Here is a 16,366-nt window from a genome sequence, read left to right as displayed (position 1 = left end):
ACCAGCTGATTGAGCATCGATTATTCGTAAAAAAAGGTTGTGACACGTTTTTTGTCACAACCTTTTTTCATTATTATATGATTTGTCAAATTAAGCTAGAATAAAATGCTTCTTGTACATAGCTCAAAAATATTTCGATTGGTGTTCTGTAATTCAATGATTTTCTTGGAATATGATTACGTTGATTGCTGACACTGGAAATAAATGTCTGATTCACTTCTCTAAAATCCATTGATTTCGGCAGTCCATTACGACGCAGAATCCCGTTAGAATTCTCGTTTAATGGGCGTTGAGAAGGTGTTCCAGGGTCCGCAAAATATATATCAATATCATGTTGGTTACTAATGGCTTTCCAGTTAGAAAATTCTTTTCCACAGTCAAACGTAATAGATTTAAAGAAGTTTTTAGGGAAGCGAGAAAACCATTGATTAAGGGCAGTTTCAATATCTAATGCCTTACGGCCGTTGGGTTTAATCGTGATAATGACTTTAGATAATCTTTCAACTAAAGTAATGACGGCACTTTTATGATGAATGCCAACGATCGTATCACCTTCAAGGTGACCAAACTCAGAATTGAAATCAGGATAATTATCAGGTCGATCATGGATTGAGCGCTGATACTGTTGTTTTCCCCGTTTTTCCTGATGGCCATTGGTTTTTCTTTTACCTTTCATCGGTAGTGTGTCAATATCAAATATTCCTTTAGAAAATAAACGATAAAGTGTTCTCATACCGCATGAAACAAGCCTTTCTTTTCGCCCGATAATGACGTCAGGCGTCCAACCAAGAGTGACTTTCTCTTTAATGTAATCTACTTCATGAGCAGGTAATTGAATGACTTTTCTACCACATTTTTTCTTATTTTCTTTATACTGGTGCCAATAATCAAGAGCAGTCTTGCCTTGCTTGAACTTATTGACTACATTATAAATAGTTTGTATAGCACGTCCCATTCGGTTAGCGATTTCAACCGGCTTATTATGTTGAAGATAATATGATTCTATCATTGTCAGTTCGTCTATGGTAAGATGTTTGTAGGTCATTTATGGTTACACTCCTTTGTTTTCTTTCGTCGGAAATACAATTTGAGTGTACCATAAATGCCTTTTTATTTTTCTAACTTAATTTTACAATTCGCGTTATTTGATTTTCAATGTCAAAGCATTCAGCGCTACGACTACCGTACTTAACGACATCAAGACAGCACCAACTGCTGGACTTAATAGGATACCAATTGGTGCAAGTATTCCGGCTGCTAGTGGGATTGCGAGAATATTGTACCCTGCTCCCCACCAGAGGTTCTGGATCATTTTCTTTCGCGTTTGCTTAGCTAAATCAAGGAAATGCAAAATATCTTTTGGATCGCTGTTTGTCAAGACGACATCCGCAGAATCGATCGCGATATCTGTTCCTGCACCTATTGCCATCCCAATAGAAGCACGGGCTAAACTTGGCGCATCATTGATCCCATCACCCACCATGATTACTTTTTTCCCTTGGTCAAGATATTTCTGGACAACAGCTTCTTTATCATCTGGTAATAAACCGCCGTAATATTCTTCGATTCCTAAATAATCTGCTACTGCTTGAGCAGCATTTTTATTGTCGCCAGTAAGCATGACTGGAGTGATTTTTCTTTCCTTCAATGTTCGGATAAACTCTTTTGCTTCTGTTTTTACTACGTCACCTAAAGCAACGATTGCAGCTAGATGATTTTCTAAAATCAGGAAGCTGATGGTATTCCCTTGTTCTTGGTAAGGTTTCAATAATGCTTGTTCTACGTTTAATCCGAGACGCTCAACTTCTTTTTCATTAACTATTTTCACTTGTTGGTTTTTGACTGTTGCCTCTAGCCCAACTCCTGAAAGATTTTTTAGATTTTCGGCTTGATAAGGCTTGATTTCATGTTCTTTCAAATAATTCATAATGCCAACAGCCAATGGATGATTGGCATTCGCTTCCAATGCTCCTAAATATTGAAGGATTTCATTTTTATTGAACGCATCATCAAGAACTTCGACACCCGTTACCGTAAATTTTCCTTCTGTCAGTGTCCCGGTTTTGTCCAGCATGATCACATCTAGATCATTGGCTTGCTCTAGTGCGTTGCGGTTTTTCAAAAGCAATCCGTTTTTAGCGGCGATCGATGTGGAACGAGCAACAACTAATGGGATAGCTAAACCTAGAGCATGGGGACAGGCGATGATAAAGACAGTGACCATACGTTCCAATGCATTAGGAAGATCTGTCAAGAACAGCCATGCGATAAATGCCAAGATACCGACAATTAAGGCAACATAAAACAGCCATTTTGCCACTTTGTCTGATAATGACTCTAGCTTGGATTTTTCTCCTTGTGCTTTTCGCACCATTTCCATAACCTTAGCTAGATACCCATTTTCACCAGTTCCAGTTACTTCGATTTCGATCGTTCCATCCCCATTGATAGAACCGCCGATTACTTTGTCATTGGCTCGTTTTTTGATTCCTTTTGATTCGCCAGTCACAGCTGATTCGTCAACGATTGTTTCACCTTTCAAGATAACACCATCTGTTGGCATTTTGTCACCGGAACGGACGATCAAATGATCGCCTTCCTTTACTTCTTTTAGTGAGACTGTCTCTTCTTTTCCTTCTTTCGTCAAGCGTTTCACTGATTCTGGCAGTAATTCTGCTAGTTTTTGTAAAGCATTGCTGGCATTCGAAACAGCGTTCATTTCGATCCAGTGACCTAGCAACATAATGACGATCAATGTAGCTAATTCCCAGAAGAAATCCATGACGTGCGTATGAGGATTGATCAGATTCGCGATAAACGAATAGACACTATAAATATATGCAACTGTAATCCCCATCGCGATCAGCGTCATCATAGCAGGACTTTTTTGTTTCAATTCCATTTTTGCTCCGCTTAAAAATGGCTGTCCGCCATAGATAAATAGTATAGTTGCTAAGATCAGTATGAGCCAATCCGAACCAGGAAATGTTATTTGGAAGGGAAATTCCATTCCCATCATCGGTGAAAAAAGAATGACTGGGATAGCTAGGATAAGCGATAGCCAAAATTTTTGTTTGAAATTCCCCATGTGCATGGAATGATCCATACCGCCATGTTCGTGATCCATGTGCATCGAATGGTCCATACCGCCATGTTCGTGATCCATGTGCATCGAATGGTCCATTTCTTTGCTGTCCGCTATATCTCCATGGTTATGTCCCATATGCATTGAATGGTCCATCTGGCTATGGTCATGCTTCATCTCCATCTGTTTTTCGTTTGAATGAGCACTTTCTTTGTTTCCTGCTTCTTTTTTATGCTCCTGTTTTTTCTCCATATCGTTCCCGTTCATTTTTACTCCATCCCTTCTCTTACTTTTTCATGTGCCGATTTAAGCTCAGGGAGTTCAACAATACACTGACGGAACTAAACGCCATCGCTCCTCCTGCAATGATTGGATTCAAAAAGCCTAATGCAGCAAAAGGAATGCCAATCGTATTATAGACAAAAGCCCAGAAAAGATTTTGTTTGATTTTTCTCAATGTCATTCTAGACAACTCGATTGTTTGAGCAATGGACGCCAAACTACTATTCATCAGCGTTACATCTGCTGTTTCCATCGCGATGTCCGTTCCACTTCCCATTGCCATACCAACATCAGCTAATGCGAGAGCTGGCGCATCATTGATTCCATCACCTGCCATACCGACTTTTTTGCCATCTTTCTGCAGTTTTTCCACATAGGCTGCTTTATCCTCTGGAAGTACTTCGGCAAAGATGTGCATTGGATCAATACCCACTTGTTTACCGATCGTTTCGGCTGCCAGTTTGTTGTCTCCTGTCAGCATAAAGACATCTAATCCTTTATCCTGTAACTGCTTGATTGCTTGTTTGGCTTCTTGTTTGATTTGATCTGCCACGGCAATCAGCCCGATCACTTGCTTTTCATCAGCTAAAAACATGACTGTTTTTCCCTGCTGTTCTAATTCTAACGCGTGTTCTTGGTATTCATCAAATGATAGGTTCAATTCAATTAATCGTTTACGTGTACCCGCAAAATAGCGTACTCCGTTAATCGTACCGCTGATTCCAGCACCTGGATGAGCTGTAAAATCAATCATATCGTATGTTGCTGCTTCTTGCAGTTTTCCGTATTCCACGATTGCTTTACCTAGTGGATGTTCAGAAGCTTGTTCTAAAGTATAAAAAATAGATAGGACTTCTTTAGAACCGACTAGATCTGTAACTTTGGGCTTTCCTTCTGTAATCGTTCCAGTTTTATCCAAAACAATGCTGTCTAAGTGAGCAGCTGCTTCTAATGCTTCTCCGCCTTTAATTAAGATTCCGTTTCGTGCGCCATCACCCGTTCCTACCATGATAGCTGTTGGAGTTGCTAAACCTAATGCACATGGACACGCAATGACTAATACAGAGACACTATGGATCAATGCAAGTTGCCAATCACCCGTGATCAATCCTGTCGCCACTAGCGTGATGAATGCAATGACTAAAACGATCGGAACAAAAATTCCTGAGATTCGATCCGCGATTTTTTGAATTGGTGCTTTGCTTCCTTGAGCGTCTTCCACCATTTGGATGATTTGAGCTAAAACTGTCTGCTTATCAACTTGTGTGACTGCCATATGAAGCAGACCATTCGTATTGATTGTTCCGCCAAAGAGTGTGTCATCTGGATTCTTTTCTACAGGAAGACTTTCGCCAGTAAGCATACTTTCATCGATCGCACTACTTCCTGAAATGATTCGACCATCTGCTGGGATCTGCTCACCAGGACGGATGACTAGCTGATCGCCAACGACGACTTCTTCAATCGCTAACGTTTCTTCTTTACCGTTTCTTATTACTTGAGCTGTTTTTGTTTGAAGAGACATCAATTGTTTGATTGCATTACCTGTTTTCGTTTTTGCTGTATGTTCCAAATATTTGCCGAGCAAAATCAACGTGATGATCATACTGCTGCTTTCAAAATAAAGATCTTGGGGATGTCCACGGAAAAATCCGTTGTAAATGCTCAATGCAAAAGCAGCTGATGTTCCGATTGCTACCAGTACATCCATATTTGGTGCTTTCGTCTTGATTGCATGATATGCCCCTTTATAAAAACGAGCACCAACATAAAATTGGACAGGTGTAGACAGAACTAACTGAACGATTGGCAGATGAAAAAAGTGAACAATTGCCGCATGGCTCCCCAACATCATGGCAATCATTGACAGCATCAATGGCAAAGTCAAAATCGTACTCAATACAAGATCGAATAGCATTTTTTTCAAATATGCTTGCTTTTCTTCCGCAATTTTTTGTTTATGGGCTTCATCGTACAAAATCGCACCATAGCCGATATTCTCTACGCTTTGGATTAATTTTTCAGTGGTCGTCCCTTCATATTTGACACTTGCTTTTTCAGTGGCCAAGTTGACTGTGGCATTGACAACACCAGGTTGTCCGTTCAGCTCTTTTTCGATCCTAGCAGAACAATTTGCACAAGTCATACCTGTAATGACGAATGTGTCCATTTTGGTTTCTGCTGCTGCCATCAAATCACCTCTGCTTTATATCCCAATCCATTGATTGCTTGACAGATCTTTTCGGATTGGACTTTTGTTTCATCAAACTTGACTGTACCGTTTGCTTTTTTCAAGTTCACTTTTACTTTCTGTACGCCGTCAAGTGCGCTTACCGCTTCTTCGACTCTTGCAACACAATGATTGCAGCTCATACCTTCGATTGAAAATTGTTGTTTCATTTTTTCTTCCTCCTATTGATGTTGTTTACATTCACATTGACCTGGGATACAGTTACATTCGATTGTTTCGACTGGTTGCTTTTGTTCTAATTGTTTCAAGATTTCATTGATATCTTCTTGAGTCAAAGTAGCTTCTTCTACTAGATCCGCAATCGTCTCTCCAATCCTTTTTGCACAGATATGGGAAAAAAGATTTTCCGTCGCACTACGAACTGTTTCCATCTCTGAGACAGCTGGATGATAAATGAATTTTTTTCCTTCTTGTTCTGTCCAGATCACTTCTTTTTTTACCAAACGTCCCAACAAAGTTTTGATCGTTGCTGGTTTCCAATCCATCGAATCAGCTAAGATCTGCGTGATTTCTTGAGCAGTCGTCTGTCCAAGTGTCCAAATAACCCGCATGATCTCCCATTCTGAATCGCTGATTTTTACCGGCGTTTTGACTTTCTCCATTTATTTCACACCTTTCGTTTACAAATGTAATCAATAACTTATGAATACAGATTACACTTGTAAACAAAAACTGTCAATTATTTTTGCTCTCTATTTTCAATTTAGTTAAAAATTCTTGTTTTTCCCCTCTTGTTTTAAGGATGATCAGTTTGTTTCGTGCATGGTTTTCTTGGATCAGCTGCTGTATTTTCGGTTCATTGTTTTCTTCAAAATGCCAGATAAAAGATAAAAATTCTACGTATTCCCTATTTAGTTTCTCTGTAAATGCTTCAGGCATATCTGGCCGTGTTTTTTTGTTTATCTTTCTTTTTAAAGAACGCCAAACTACTCGGTAGATGGCGACATAACGCGGCACTTTAAGCCAAATGATTCTATCTGCTTCTTTGATTCTCTCTTCTAACGTAGAAGTATAATTTCCTTCAACGATCCATGACGGATTAGATACCATAAACGTTTGTTGTTCTTGCAAAAACCACTGTTTTGCCTGAATACTGTAATCTGTTGTATGCCATAAAAGGTCTAGCGGCAGTAGCGGAAAGCCCGTGATTTCTTTGATATTCCTTGCGAGGGTCGATTTTCCCGACCCACTTTGTCCAATCACGATGATCTTCATTTTCCTCCCTCACTTCTCTTTGGAATTTGGTTCGATCATACCATTTATAACGCCACAAAAAAACAAGAGTTGGCTCTACACGCCAACTCTTGCAAGAAGTAATTTTATTTTAAGGCTGAACCACAGTTTCTGGCTCAGTGATTTCTTTATTTTTGTCTCGACGAGCGATGGCCGGCAAGATCATGCCTAATAAGATCAAGACGATTGGTGTGATGATATTCGTGAATAGCTGGAACCACCATGCTTTAGGATCCGCAGTATAATCTACTTTTGGTACCATTCCTAAGATACAGGCGAACGCAGTGAAGGCAAAGCACCAAGCACCGAAGATAAACCCGATTTTTGGATTTTTGACAAATTTATATTCAGAATTGAATTTCTTATAAGCTTTATTCAACATCATATACGCCAAGAATACCCATAGGTAACGCATTGGCATAACAACTGAGTTCAAGTTCGTCAACCATTTAACTAATTCATTCATATCTTTGATACCGAAGATTGGCAGCAAAATAATGATTCCTACTAGGATACCTGTCAAAAGATAGCCGTTTACTAATGTACCTTTATGACTACGTTTACGTAGCCAGTTTGGTACGAATTCTGGATCTGCATCTGCTAACAAGATTTTTAACGGTGCATCGATTGAAAAGGCTAATGCGGAGATTTGCCCGATCATATTTGTCAATGCGTAAATAATCATCAATGAGTTACCGATACCATAGTAATTACCTAAAATTTGAAAAGCACTGTATGCCCCATTTGCCATCAAGTCTTTAGGGATATTATCGCTAGCAAACAGCATGCCCATTGCGACTGAACCTAATACAGCACAAATCCCTACCATTGCTGCTAAGAAAATCATCCCTTTAGGAAATTCTTTTGCAGGGTTTCTTGTAGAGTTGACATAAGGGGATATTTTTTCCGCTCCTCCAACTGCAAACACTAACATAGAGACGGTTGTGAAATAACTGAAGTCAAAGGTTGGAATATATGTTTTCACTTGATTCATATGCGGTGTGGCAAATTCCATCGTTGGGTTGATGAACGGTGCCGTTACTGCTAAAAGAATAAATAGGATCGACATAACGAACATCGCTGTTCCGGCTAATCCGCCGATCACTTTCAACGTAGAAAGTCCTTTTGTTGATAAATATAAAAAGGCAAGAAATATAATAAGTGAAATAACTGCTACCATTTGGACTGACATCGTATTTACGATATTTCCGTTTCCTTGGACCGCCCAACCCCCTGCAATCAGGATGGCTTGAGGTTTTTGTGCCAAATAAGGAATATGCACGACCCAGTAAGTCCAAGCAGCATAATATGCCAGCCGTTTATTGGATGTCGTATTTTCGACCCATGAACTGACGCCTCCTTTACTATCCTTGAAGGCTGATCCTAATTGTCCAACGATCAATGCGTATGGAATGAAATAAATGGCTAGAATCAATAGCCAAGAGGTGACAACTGATACTCCTTGCTGGGCATAGTTATTAACTACATTCCCCATGCCCCAAACCATGTTGAATGCAATTAACGCAACAGTGAACCAGCGTAATTGTTTATTGTTCATTCGTTCTCTCCTTTATAATAAAAATTTGTTAACCAAATGTAATCATATTCAATTTTTAACAAACTTACAAGACAGCGTTATTTTATGTGTGTATTCTTTTATTTAATACACATCATTTTTTCATATTTTTTCCATCAAAAAAAGGAGTTGTTTTCTTTGATTTCATTGATTTTATTGTATTTAAAGCAATTTTGAATTTTCTGCAAAATTAAAAACATCAGTTATTTTATAATCTTAGCCATTTTCTTTGTATTCTTTTATTAAGAAAAAGGTATAAAAAAAGAGGACGTTCATTCGTCCTCTCTACTGGTCAATATTTATTTTTTACATGTAAGCTTCGCATGGCATTCAAAACAGCTAGGACTGTTACCCCGACATCTGCAAATACTGCATCTCCCATTGTTGCAAAACCAAAAGCACCTAAGGCAAGTACCAATATTTTTATCCCAATAGCAAAAACAATGTTCTGCTTGACGATCTTCAATGTTTTCTTTGCTAACCGGATCGCATCTGCAATCTTCGATGGTTGATCGTTCATGATGACTACATCTGCTGCTTCAATTGCAGCATCGCTTCCTAATCCACCCATTGCGATCCCTACATCTGCTCTTGCTAGCACCGGTGCATCGTTGATTCCGTCTCCGACAAAGGCAGTCTTTTTATTGCTTCTTTGTAAGATTTCCTCTAACCGCTGTACTTTATCTTCTGGGAGTAGTTCACTGTATATCTTGTCCACGCCAACTTGCTTCCCGATATGATCAGCGATTTTTTTCGAGTCACCTGTCAACATGACTGTGTGCTTGACACCAGCCTGTTTTAGTTGAACCAATGCGTCTACAGCATCTTCTTTCAAGGTATCCGCAATGACAAGATAACCACTATAACTTTGGTTGATTGCTATATAAAGCAATGTACCGATTTCTTGACTTGAAGGAAAAGAGATTTCAAACCTTTCCATCAATTTGTGATTACCTACTAATATTTGTTTGCTGTCAACTTCAGCTAAGATCCCTTCACCTGCAAATTCTTGGATATTTGTTGCCGGTAAAAGCGGACCTTCGTAACCTTCTAAAACGGATTGCGCAATCGGATGTGTAGAAAACTGTTCTGCACTTGCAACATATTGCATAAATTTCTTTGGATCAATTCCTGTTGGATCGATCGTCTGGATCGAAAAGTCGCCCTTCGTTAATGTGCCAGTTTTATCGAATACCACTGTCTCAGTTTGTGCAAGCAATTCCAAATAATTTGAACCTTTTATTAATACACCAATTTTACTTGCTCCTCCGATCCCACCAAAGAAACTAAGTGGTACGGAAATCACTAATGCACATGGACATGAGATCACTAAAAATGTCAACGACCGATAGATCCATTCAGAAAACGCCGCTCCAGAAACTATTGGAGGTAAAACAGCCAATAAGACGGCCAGCCCTACAACGACTGGTGTATAATATCGCGCGAATTTGGTAATGAAATTTTCAGCTGGTGCTTTTTTGCTGCTGGCATTTTCTACTAATTCTAATAATTTACTGATGGTAGAATTTTCATAGGATTTTTCTACTTGAACTAAAAATGGTTTATTTTTATTGATAAATCCACTTAATACTGTTTCGCCAACATATACAGATTTAGGAACGGATTCACCTGTAAGTGCGGATGTATCAACTAATGATTCTCCTTCGATGATCGTTCCATCTAACGGTACACGTTCACCAGGCTTAACAAGTACATACTGACCAATCTGCACATCTTCAGGATTCACGGTCATCAATTCTTCTGCTGTCTGTATGTGCGCTGTTTCTGGACGGATAGCCATCAGTTCACGAATCGATTTTCTTGAATGATTGACTGCCAATCCTTGGAAATATTCGCCGATTTGATAAAATAGCATCACTGCTACGGCTTCTGGATATTCACCGATCAACATAGCGCCGATTGTAGCAACAGACATGAGGAAATTTTCATCAAAGATTTGTCCTTTGACGATATTCATCACCGCTTTTTTCACTACATCATATCCTATCAGCAGATAAATCAATAAATACCCTATCAAACGAACTGGTTCATTAAAATCAAATAATAGCAAGACAGCGATACCTGCAAGTGAAAATAAAATCCGGATCAGCGTGTTTCTCTCTTTTTCATTTCCATGTTCAGATACTTTTTCCTTGTCTATTTCTGTTACCTTGACATCTGGTTCTAATTCCCTCACTACTTTTTTTGTTTCCTGTTCAACCGCAGCTAATCGGTCTTCCTCTACGTCAATCGTTAGTTTTCCAGAAGTGAAATTTACCGTTGCTTCCTTGACTCCATCGATCTGCTGGACTCCTTTTTCGATTTTCATCGCACAGTTCGCACAGTCTAAACCTTCTAATCTGTAACTTTTCATTTTAATGACCTCCTCGCTTTAACATATGAATATCTCTTCATAACTGATTATAAATGAATGGTTATTCATATGTCAAGGTATCCGAAAGAAAAAATGAGTTTTCAAAACATAAAAAGAACCAGATCAAACACGTGATAGTTGTGTTTCATCCAGTTCTCTCGTTCATATAACATGTTTAGGACACTCTTTTAGAACATCCTGACTTATATAATCTCTGCACCAAATGGCATCAACGCCAATCGAGCAAGTTTGAAAGATTGCTTTGCAAATGGTATCCCTATAATCGTGATACATAGAAGGATGCCGCTGACGACATGTCCAAGAGCAATTGGGAGACCTGAAACGATCAGCCAGATGATGTTGACAATCAATGACATGCCGGACTGGTGGTAAATTACTTCTTTGCCAAAAGGCGCAAAAGAAAGGGAGGCGATTTTAAAACACTGCATACCGATAGGGATACCAATGATCGTGATACACCAAAGTACCCCTGCTGCTAACCAGCTAAGACCCCCAATTAGTCCGCCAAATATGAACCAGATGACATTTCCTAAACAACTCATTGTATTTCTCCTTTTATTACTGTTTTTAATTAGAACTAGAACTGGACAAAAAACGATTTGATTTTTCGTTTTTTAGCTTCCAGCATCAAGTATTCCGCAAATCTTTTTTGGATTTCTTCCGTTTTTTCTTTTGTTACTAATGTGTGTTGGATTAGTTTTCCTGCTGGTCGCTGATCCACCCGTTCTTCTGATTGCTGTTCATCTGCTTGCGCAAAACCGATGATCCGGTTTTCTTTTGTTACAGCAACGATCAATAGTTTATTCCTATCATGTAGTTCAGCTGCCGTTTTTACTTTTACGAATGATTCTGGATGATCAGTAATCAGCTGATTGATTTGAGGGAGATCTTCTTTTACTGCCCTTCGTATTTCCATCATTTCTCCCTTTTCTTTCGTTCATTTTTATTTCCACTAAAAAAATCAACTGCGGAAATCGCATCTATCCAACTTTGTGCAATAATCTCGTGTCCGCCAATCGTTGGATGCACGCCATCTTCTTTTGTATATTTCGAAAAACCATAAGCGATTCCTAAAGCATTGAATATCCCATCTAAAGGAATCAGCAATGTGCCATATTCTTTTGCGAGTTTACGAACGGTTTGGATCTTAGGGTCTAAGTCTTTGCGCCACCCATAACGATCATTTGTCACAGGAAGTACAAAAGGCTCCATTAAGACGATATTGCAGATTCCAGCTGCTTGAAGTTCATTTAGTAACTCTCGATAAACGGATTCAAATTGCTGCACAGATTTCTCAGTGCCGAATATAGCTTGATCTCCAGTATTATGCCACGTATCATTGATTCCAATCAAAATCGATACATAATCAGGTTGCAGAGCTAAACAATCTTTTTGCCAGCGTGCTTGCAGATCTGCAATTTTGTCTCCTCCTATCCCACGGTTTATACATTCAAATTCCATCGTTGGATATTGTGAGATTAGTTTCCCGGCAATCAAAAGCGGATACCCTTTACCTAGATCCGTTGCTTCTGAACGGTCTCTTCCTGCGTCTGTAATGCTGTCACCAATAAATAACACGCGTGTTTTCATTTGTCAAAAACTCCTTTTTGAATAAAACGACGATTTTCTTCTTTATATTATCCCATAAGCTCTACCAAGACGAAAGCGAAAATAGATGTATAAAAAAAGACACCCGCCTAGTTTCCTCAAACGATTGGATGAATACTCAGCAAGTGCCTAGTTTTTTATGCTTTTTTCTTAACGTGCCGGATTTTTCTTGATTCCTTCGTTGTTTGATTCAGTGAAATCGATAAGACCTAAGTTTCCGTCAATTAGCCCACTGTCGCCCGTCAAACTCAAAATATGACGAGAAGCATCAAAACGTATATTCATATGCTCATCTAAGTCTGCCAACGAATATCCCTTTACTAATATCTCTCCTAGATTGCTTGGGATAGATTGGTCATAACTTTCTGTCGACATATCTGATCCAATGATTCCAAGGGTGAATTGAACTTGCATGTGGATCATTGCATGCTGAGAATACGGACCTACTCCATCTTCGAATGTTAATATTAGTTTGTTTTCAGGTGCTAGATGCTGCTTTATTTCAGCAGCAGAAGCATCATCAAATCGGATCTCCATTTGAATCGCCTTCTTTGTATATGTTGGATTGATTGCGATTTCATTATAGAACCTTGTGAATCAAATAGCAATTTCTTTTGCTTTCTTCTCTTGTCTGCTGGAAACTTCCTTTATCCCGTATTTTAAAAAAGAACTGCGAGAGTTCGCAGTTCTTTTTTAGAATAAACGGTGTTCAAAAGCCAGTTTCTCGGTATTAAGCCAAATTTATGCAAAAATGTGGAAAGCCATTTTCACAAAATTTTTCTTAATACTCGAAACTAAACAGCTTTTTCATCACTTCTTATGGATAAATTCGGTTCAACAAACGTGGGAATGGAATAGCTTCACGCACATGGTCGATACCAGCAATCCAAGTGACTGTTCGTTCAAGACCTAGACCAAAACCAGAGTGCGGAACAGAACCGTATTTACGTAAATCAAGGTACCATGAATATTCTTTTTCATCCAAACCGTGATTACGGATTTGTTCTAACAAGAAATCATAGTCCGTTGCCCGTTCGCTTCCGCCAATGATTTCACCGTAGCCTTCTGGTGCGATCATATCTGCACAGATCACCACGTCTTCTCTTGTTGGATGTGGTTTCATGTAGAATGGCTTGATGGCTTTTGGATAGTTTAGGATAAAGACAGGTTGTTCGAATGAATTTGCAATGAACGTTTCATGAGGTGAACCAAAATCTTCGCCCCATTCGATGTCATCAAATCCATTTTTCTTCAGTAATTCGATTGCATCATCGTAAGTAATACGAGGGAATGGCAATTTTGTATAAGTTTTTAAGACTTCTTTGTCTCGTCCTAGTACATCCAATGCGTATTCGCAATGATCTAAAACATTTTGTACTAAGAAGGCTACATATTGCTCCTGTACTTCTAAACTTTCTTCTTGGTGAGTGAAGGCCATTTCTGGTTCGATCATCCAGAATTCAATCAAGTGACGGCGTGTCTTTGATTTTTCAGCACGGAAAGTCGGACCGAATGAAAAGACTTTTCCGAAAGCCATAGCAGCAGCTTCCATATATAATTGGCCACTTTGAGATAAATAGGCTTTTTGATCAAAGTAGTTTGTTTCGAATAGATCCGTTGTGCCTTCTGGTGCTGAACCAGTCAAGATTGGCGGATCGATTTTGACAAAATGATGTTGATTAAAGAATTCATACGTTGCACGAATGATTTCATTTCTGATTTGCATGATCGCATGTTGTCTTGAAGAACGTAGCCATAAATGACGATGATCCATCAAGAAATCTGTTCCGTGTTCTTTTGGTGTGATCGGATAATCGTGGCTCTCGCTTACTACTTCCACATTTGTAATCCCGATTTCATAACCGAATTTTGAACGGCTGTCTTCACGGATTTCTCCAGTTACTAGCACAGATGTTTCTTGGTGCAGATTTTTAGCTGTTTGGAAAACTTCTTCTGGCACTTCGCTTTTTACCACTACCCCTTGGAAGAAGGCTGTTCCGTCCCTTAATTGTAAAAATGCGATTTTTCCGCTTGATCGTTTATTTGCGACCCAAGCGCCGATTGTTACTGTTTCTCCCACATGGTTTTTCGAATCGATGATTTGAATTTGTTCCACGTATGACTCTCCTTTTATATTCCTTGAATTTCTTCAGGATTAATTTTGACTTTTACTCTCAATAAATTGCTTGATTCTGCGTACCGCTTCTTCTAACGTAGCACGATCAGTCGCATAACTCATGCGGACATTCTCTGGTGCCCCAAAGCCTTCGCCAGTCACAAGTGCTACCCCTGTTTCTTCTAAAAGATCTTCTACCCATTGTGTGACATTCTCATACTTACACATGCGTAGCGTTTCTTTTACATTAGGAAAAAGATAAAAAGCTCCTTGCGGCTTTTCAAGAGAAACACCTGGCAGTTCTGCCACAAGCGGATATAACGTATTCAGGCGTTCTTCAAAGGCGTTCCGCATTTCTTCCACTGTATCTTGCTCACCTTTCAATGCTTCAACAGCTGCATATTGACTGACTGCTGTCGGATTGCTAGTTGATTGGGAAGCAACAGCGATCATTCCATTGATAATTTCAGGATTCCCAACCGCATAACCGATGCGCCAGCCTGTCATCGCATAGGTCTTAGACACGCCATTGATGATGATGGTCTGATTTTTGATTGCTTCTGAAATCGTTGCAATTGGAGTAAACTCATTGCCATTATAAACTAAACGACCATAAATATCATCAGCAACTATCAAAATATCATTTTTTACTGCCCATTCACCAATTGCCTGCAGTTCATTCTTGCTATAAATCATTCCAGTCGGATTCGATGGCGAATTGATGATCACGGCTTTTGTTTTTCCTGAACGTGCTTGTTCTAACTGTTCAACAGTAACTTTCCAGTTATTAGATTCTTTCCCTTTCACAAAGACAGGCAGGCCTTCTGCCAGTTTCACTTGCTCGCCGTAACTGACCCAATAAGGCACAGGAATGATGACTTCATCTTGCGGGTCCAAGATTGTTTGAAAAAGTGTATACAAAGCAAATTTCGCGCCATCTGTTACGACCGTTTGTGAAGATTCATAGACAAGTCCATCATTTTTCTTCAGATAATCAACGATCGCCTGCCGAAGTTCTGGGATTCCTGCTGTTGGTGTATAATAGCTAGCTTTTCCGTTGCGGATTGCTTCGATCGCTGCTTCTTGGATGTTTTCTGGTGTCGCAAAATCCGGTTCTCCCACAGTCAAACTCAGCACATCTCTTCCTTTTGCTTTTAACGCCTTGGCTTTTGCCGCAGCTGCCAAAGTAACAGATGGTTCTAATCGTTTCGTTCTTTTTGATAACTCCATCCCATTCATTCCTTTATCTATTAAATTCCCTTGATTGTCTTGACTTCATCTCCTGATTCAAAACCAATCAGGTAATAATTCAATTTTCCATTTGTTTCTTTTCCTACTACTTCCCATACAGGCTGATCATCGTACATTCCTAAAGCTGCTTTTTCGATTTGGATTTCAGGATGAGCTGCAGCAATTGTTTGTTTCGCTTCGTTTTCAGTCAATCCCTTCGTTTGATCCAATACTTTTACTTTTTCACCAGATTTAGGAATGATAACGGCGATTTCTTTTCCTTTATCATTCGTACCCGTCAATGAAAAGTACGTTTTCTTTCGAGTAAACCAGTAAAAATGATCGGCTTCCTCGAGATTTGCATATTTCTTTGCGATTTCTACTGCTTCTTTTTTCGCCTGGACCGCCGGACGACTGGAACGCAAGTAAAAAATCGAGCTGATCACGATGACCGCTAATAAAAATACGATCAAGCCAAGCAATACGCGATTAATCGTTTTTTCCTTTGTCTGTTTTTTCTTCAAGGGTCGTCGCTCCTTTATCTTCATTCCTTTTCATTATAGCAGATTTTAATGATGAAAAAAGACGGC

Annotated in this window: 15 protein-coding genes; all 15 read right to left on the bottom strand. The window is 39.3% G+C overall.

Going from position 1 to position 16,366, the window contains the following annotated elements; translation table 11 throughout:
- Positions 1–85: 85 nt before the first annotated feature.
- The 15 genes from QK255_RS04330 to QK255_RS04260 all read right to left on the bottom strand — a co-directional run bounded on the left by QK255_RS04330 (position 86) and on the right by QK255_RS04260 (position 16,324).
- Positions 86–1,045 carry an IS30-like element IS6770 family transposase gene (locus QK255_RS04330; RefSeq protein ID WP_002329140.1) on the bottom strand — a complete coding sequence of 320 codons (960 nt, stop codon included), beginning with the start codon at positions 1,043–1,045 and terminating at the stop codon, positions 86–88.
- Between the two features lie 96 nt (positions 1,046–1,141).
- Positions 1,142–3,352: a copper/silver-translocating P-type ATPase CopB gene (gene copB, locus QK255_RS04325; protein ID WP_002291788.1), complete on the bottom strand. Its 2,211-nt coding sequence runs from the start codon at positions 3,350–3,352 to the stop codon at positions 1,142–1,144.
- Between the two features lie 19 nt (positions 3,353–3,371).
- Positions 3,372–5,558: a heavy metal translocating P-type ATPase gene (locus tag QK255_RS04320; RefSeq protein WP_283341590.1), complete on the bottom strand. Its 2,187-nt coding sequence runs from the start codon at positions 5,556–5,558 to the stop codon at positions 3,372–3,374.
- A complete protein-coding gene (gene copZ, locus QK255_RS04315; protein WP_002291786.1) occupies positions 5,558–5,767 on the bottom strand; it encodes a copper chaperone CopZ in 210 nt (69 codons plus the stop codon). Before copZ ends, QK255_RS04320 begins: the two co-directional genes overlap by 1 nt.
- A gap of 12 nt (positions 5,768–5,779) precedes the next feature.
- On the bottom strand, positions 5,780–6,220 hold the full coding sequence (locus tag QK255_RS04310; RefSeq protein ID WP_002291784.1) for a CopY/TcrY family copper transport repressor: 441 nt from the start codon (positions 6,218–6,220) through the stop codon (positions 5,780–5,782).
- Positions 6,221–6,293: 73 nt separating this feature from the next.
- On the bottom strand, positions 6,294–6,833 hold the full coding sequence (locus QK255_RS04305) for a P-loop NTPase family protein (protein WP_047928418.1): 540 nt from the start codon (positions 6,831–6,833) through the stop codon (positions 6,294–6,296).
- 109 nt (positions 6,834–6,942) lie between these two features.
- Positions 6,943–8,409 carry an APC family permease gene (locus QK255_RS04300; RefSeq protein ID WP_002291780.1) on the bottom strand — a complete coding sequence of 489 codons (1,467 nt, stop codon included), beginning with the start codon at positions 8,407–8,409 and terminating at the stop codon, positions 6,943–6,945.
- A gap of 310 nt (positions 8,410–8,719) precedes the next feature.
- Positions 8,720–10,801, bottom strand: coding sequence for a heavy metal translocating P-type ATPase (locus QK255_RS04295; RefSeq protein WP_002329454.1), 2,082 nt, complete (start codon positions 10,799–10,801; stop codon positions 8,720–8,722).
- 203 nt (positions 10,802–11,004) lie between these two features.
- Entirely contained in the window at positions 11,005–11,364 is a 360-nt protein-coding gene (locus QK255_RS04290; protein WP_002291778.1) for a YccF domain-containing protein, read from the bottom strand.
- A gap of 35 nt (positions 11,365–11,399) precedes the next feature.
- Positions 11,400–11,741 (bottom strand): GNAT family N-acetyltransferase, encoded by a 342-nt coding sequence (locus QK255_RS04285; RefSeq protein WP_002316395.1) that lies wholly within the window; start codon positions 11,739–11,741, stop codon positions 11,400–11,402.
- Complete coding sequence (locus QK255_RS04280; RefSeq protein ID WP_002291774.1) at positions 11,738–12,412, bottom strand: SGNH/GDSL hydrolase family protein; 675 nt, start codon at positions 12,410–12,412, stop codon at positions 11,738–11,740. The genes QK255_RS04285 and QK255_RS04280 overlap by 4 nt, the downstream gene beginning before the upstream one ends.
- Positions 12,413–12,580: 168 nt before the next feature.
- The gene (locus tag QK255_RS04275) at positions 12,581–12,967 is read right to left on the bottom strand and encodes an iron-sulfur cluster biosynthesis family protein (protein WP_002291773.1); all 387 of its coding nucleotides are present in this window, start codon (positions 12,965–12,967) and stop codon (positions 12,581–12,583) included.
- 280 nt (positions 12,968–13,247) lie between these two features.
- Positions 13,248–14,546, bottom strand: coding sequence for an asparagine--tRNA ligase (gene asnS / locus QK255_RS04270; protein WP_002291771.1), 1,299 nt, complete (start codon positions 14,544–14,546; stop codon positions 13,248–13,250).
- A gap of 39 nt (positions 14,547–14,585) precedes the next feature.
- Positions 14,586–15,776, bottom strand: a complete 1,191-nt coding sequence (locus QK255_RS04265; RefSeq protein WP_002291769.1) for a pyridoxal phosphate-dependent aminotransferase — start codon at positions 15,774–15,776, stop codon at positions 14,586–14,588.
- A gap of 20 nt (positions 15,777–15,796) precedes the next feature.
- Positions 15,797–16,324: a cell wall elongation regulator TseB-like domain-containing protein gene (locus QK255_RS04260; RefSeq protein WP_002348809.1), complete on the bottom strand. Its 528-nt coding sequence runs from the start codon at positions 16,322–16,324 to the stop codon at positions 15,797–15,799.
- Positions 16,325–16,366: the final 42 nt, after the last annotated feature.

The sequence above is a fragment of the Enterococcus sp. ZQ21 genome (assembly GCF_030053755.1).
In the GTDB taxonomy this organism is placed as follows: Bacteria; Bacillota; Bacilli; order Lactobacillales; family Enterococcaceae; genus Enterococcus_B; species Enterococcus_B lactis.
Note: the sequence above shows the minus strand (reverse complement) of the source record. Positions and strands in the feature narration are given on the sequence as shown.

Coding starts and splice junctions, on each gene's coding strand:
- QK255_RS04330 (WP_002329140.1), bottom strand. CDS start 1,045: ATGACCTACAAACATCTTACCATAGACGAACTGACAATGATAGAATCA.
- copB (WP_002291788.1), bottom strand. CDS start 3,352: ATGAACGGGAACGATATGGAGAAAAAACAGGAGCATAAAAAAGAAGCA.
- QK255_RS04320 (WP_283341590.1), bottom strand. CDS start 5,558: ATGGCAGCAGCAGAAACCAAAATGGACACATTCGTCATTACAGGTATG.
- copZ (WP_002291786.1), bottom strand. CDS start 5,767: ATGAAACAACAATTTTCAATCGAAGGTATGAGCTGCAATCATTGTGTT.
- QK255_RS04310 (WP_002291784.1), bottom strand. CDS start 6,220: ATGGAGAAAGTCAAAACGCCGGTAAAAATCAGCGATTCAGAATGGGAG.
- QK255_RS04305 (WP_047928418.1), bottom strand. CDS start 6,833: ATGAAGATCATCGTGATTGGACAAAGTGGGTCGGGAAAATCGACCCTC.
- QK255_RS04300 (WP_002291780.1), bottom strand. CDS start 8,409: ATGAACAATAAACAATTACGCTGGTTCACTGTTGCGTTAATTGCATTC.
- QK255_RS04295 (WP_002329454.1), bottom strand. CDS start 10,801: ATGAAAAGTTACAGATTAGAAGGTTTAGACTGTGCGAACTGTGCGATG.
- QK255_RS04290 (WP_002291778.1), bottom strand. CDS start 11,364: ATGAGTTGTTTAGGAAATGTCATCTGGTTCATATTTGGCGGACTAATT.
- QK255_RS04285 (WP_002316395.1), bottom strand. CDS start 11,741: ATGATGGAAATACGAAGGGCAGTAAAAGAAGATCTCCCTCAAATCAAT.
- QK255_RS04280 (WP_002291774.1), bottom strand. CDS start 12,412: ATGAAAACACGCGTGTTATTTATTGGTGACAGCATTACAGACGCAGGA.
- QK255_RS04275 (WP_002291773.1), bottom strand. CDS start 12,967: ATGGAGATCCGATTTGATGATGCTTCTGCTGCTGAAATAAAGCAGCAT.
- QK255_RS04265 (WP_002291769.1), bottom strand. CDS start 15,776: ATGGAGTTATCAAAAAGAACGAAACGATTAGAACCATCTGTTACTTTG.
- QK255_RS04260 (WP_002348809.1), bottom strand. CDS start 16,324: ATGAAGATAAAGGAGCGACGACCCTTGAAGAAAAAACAGACAAAGGAA.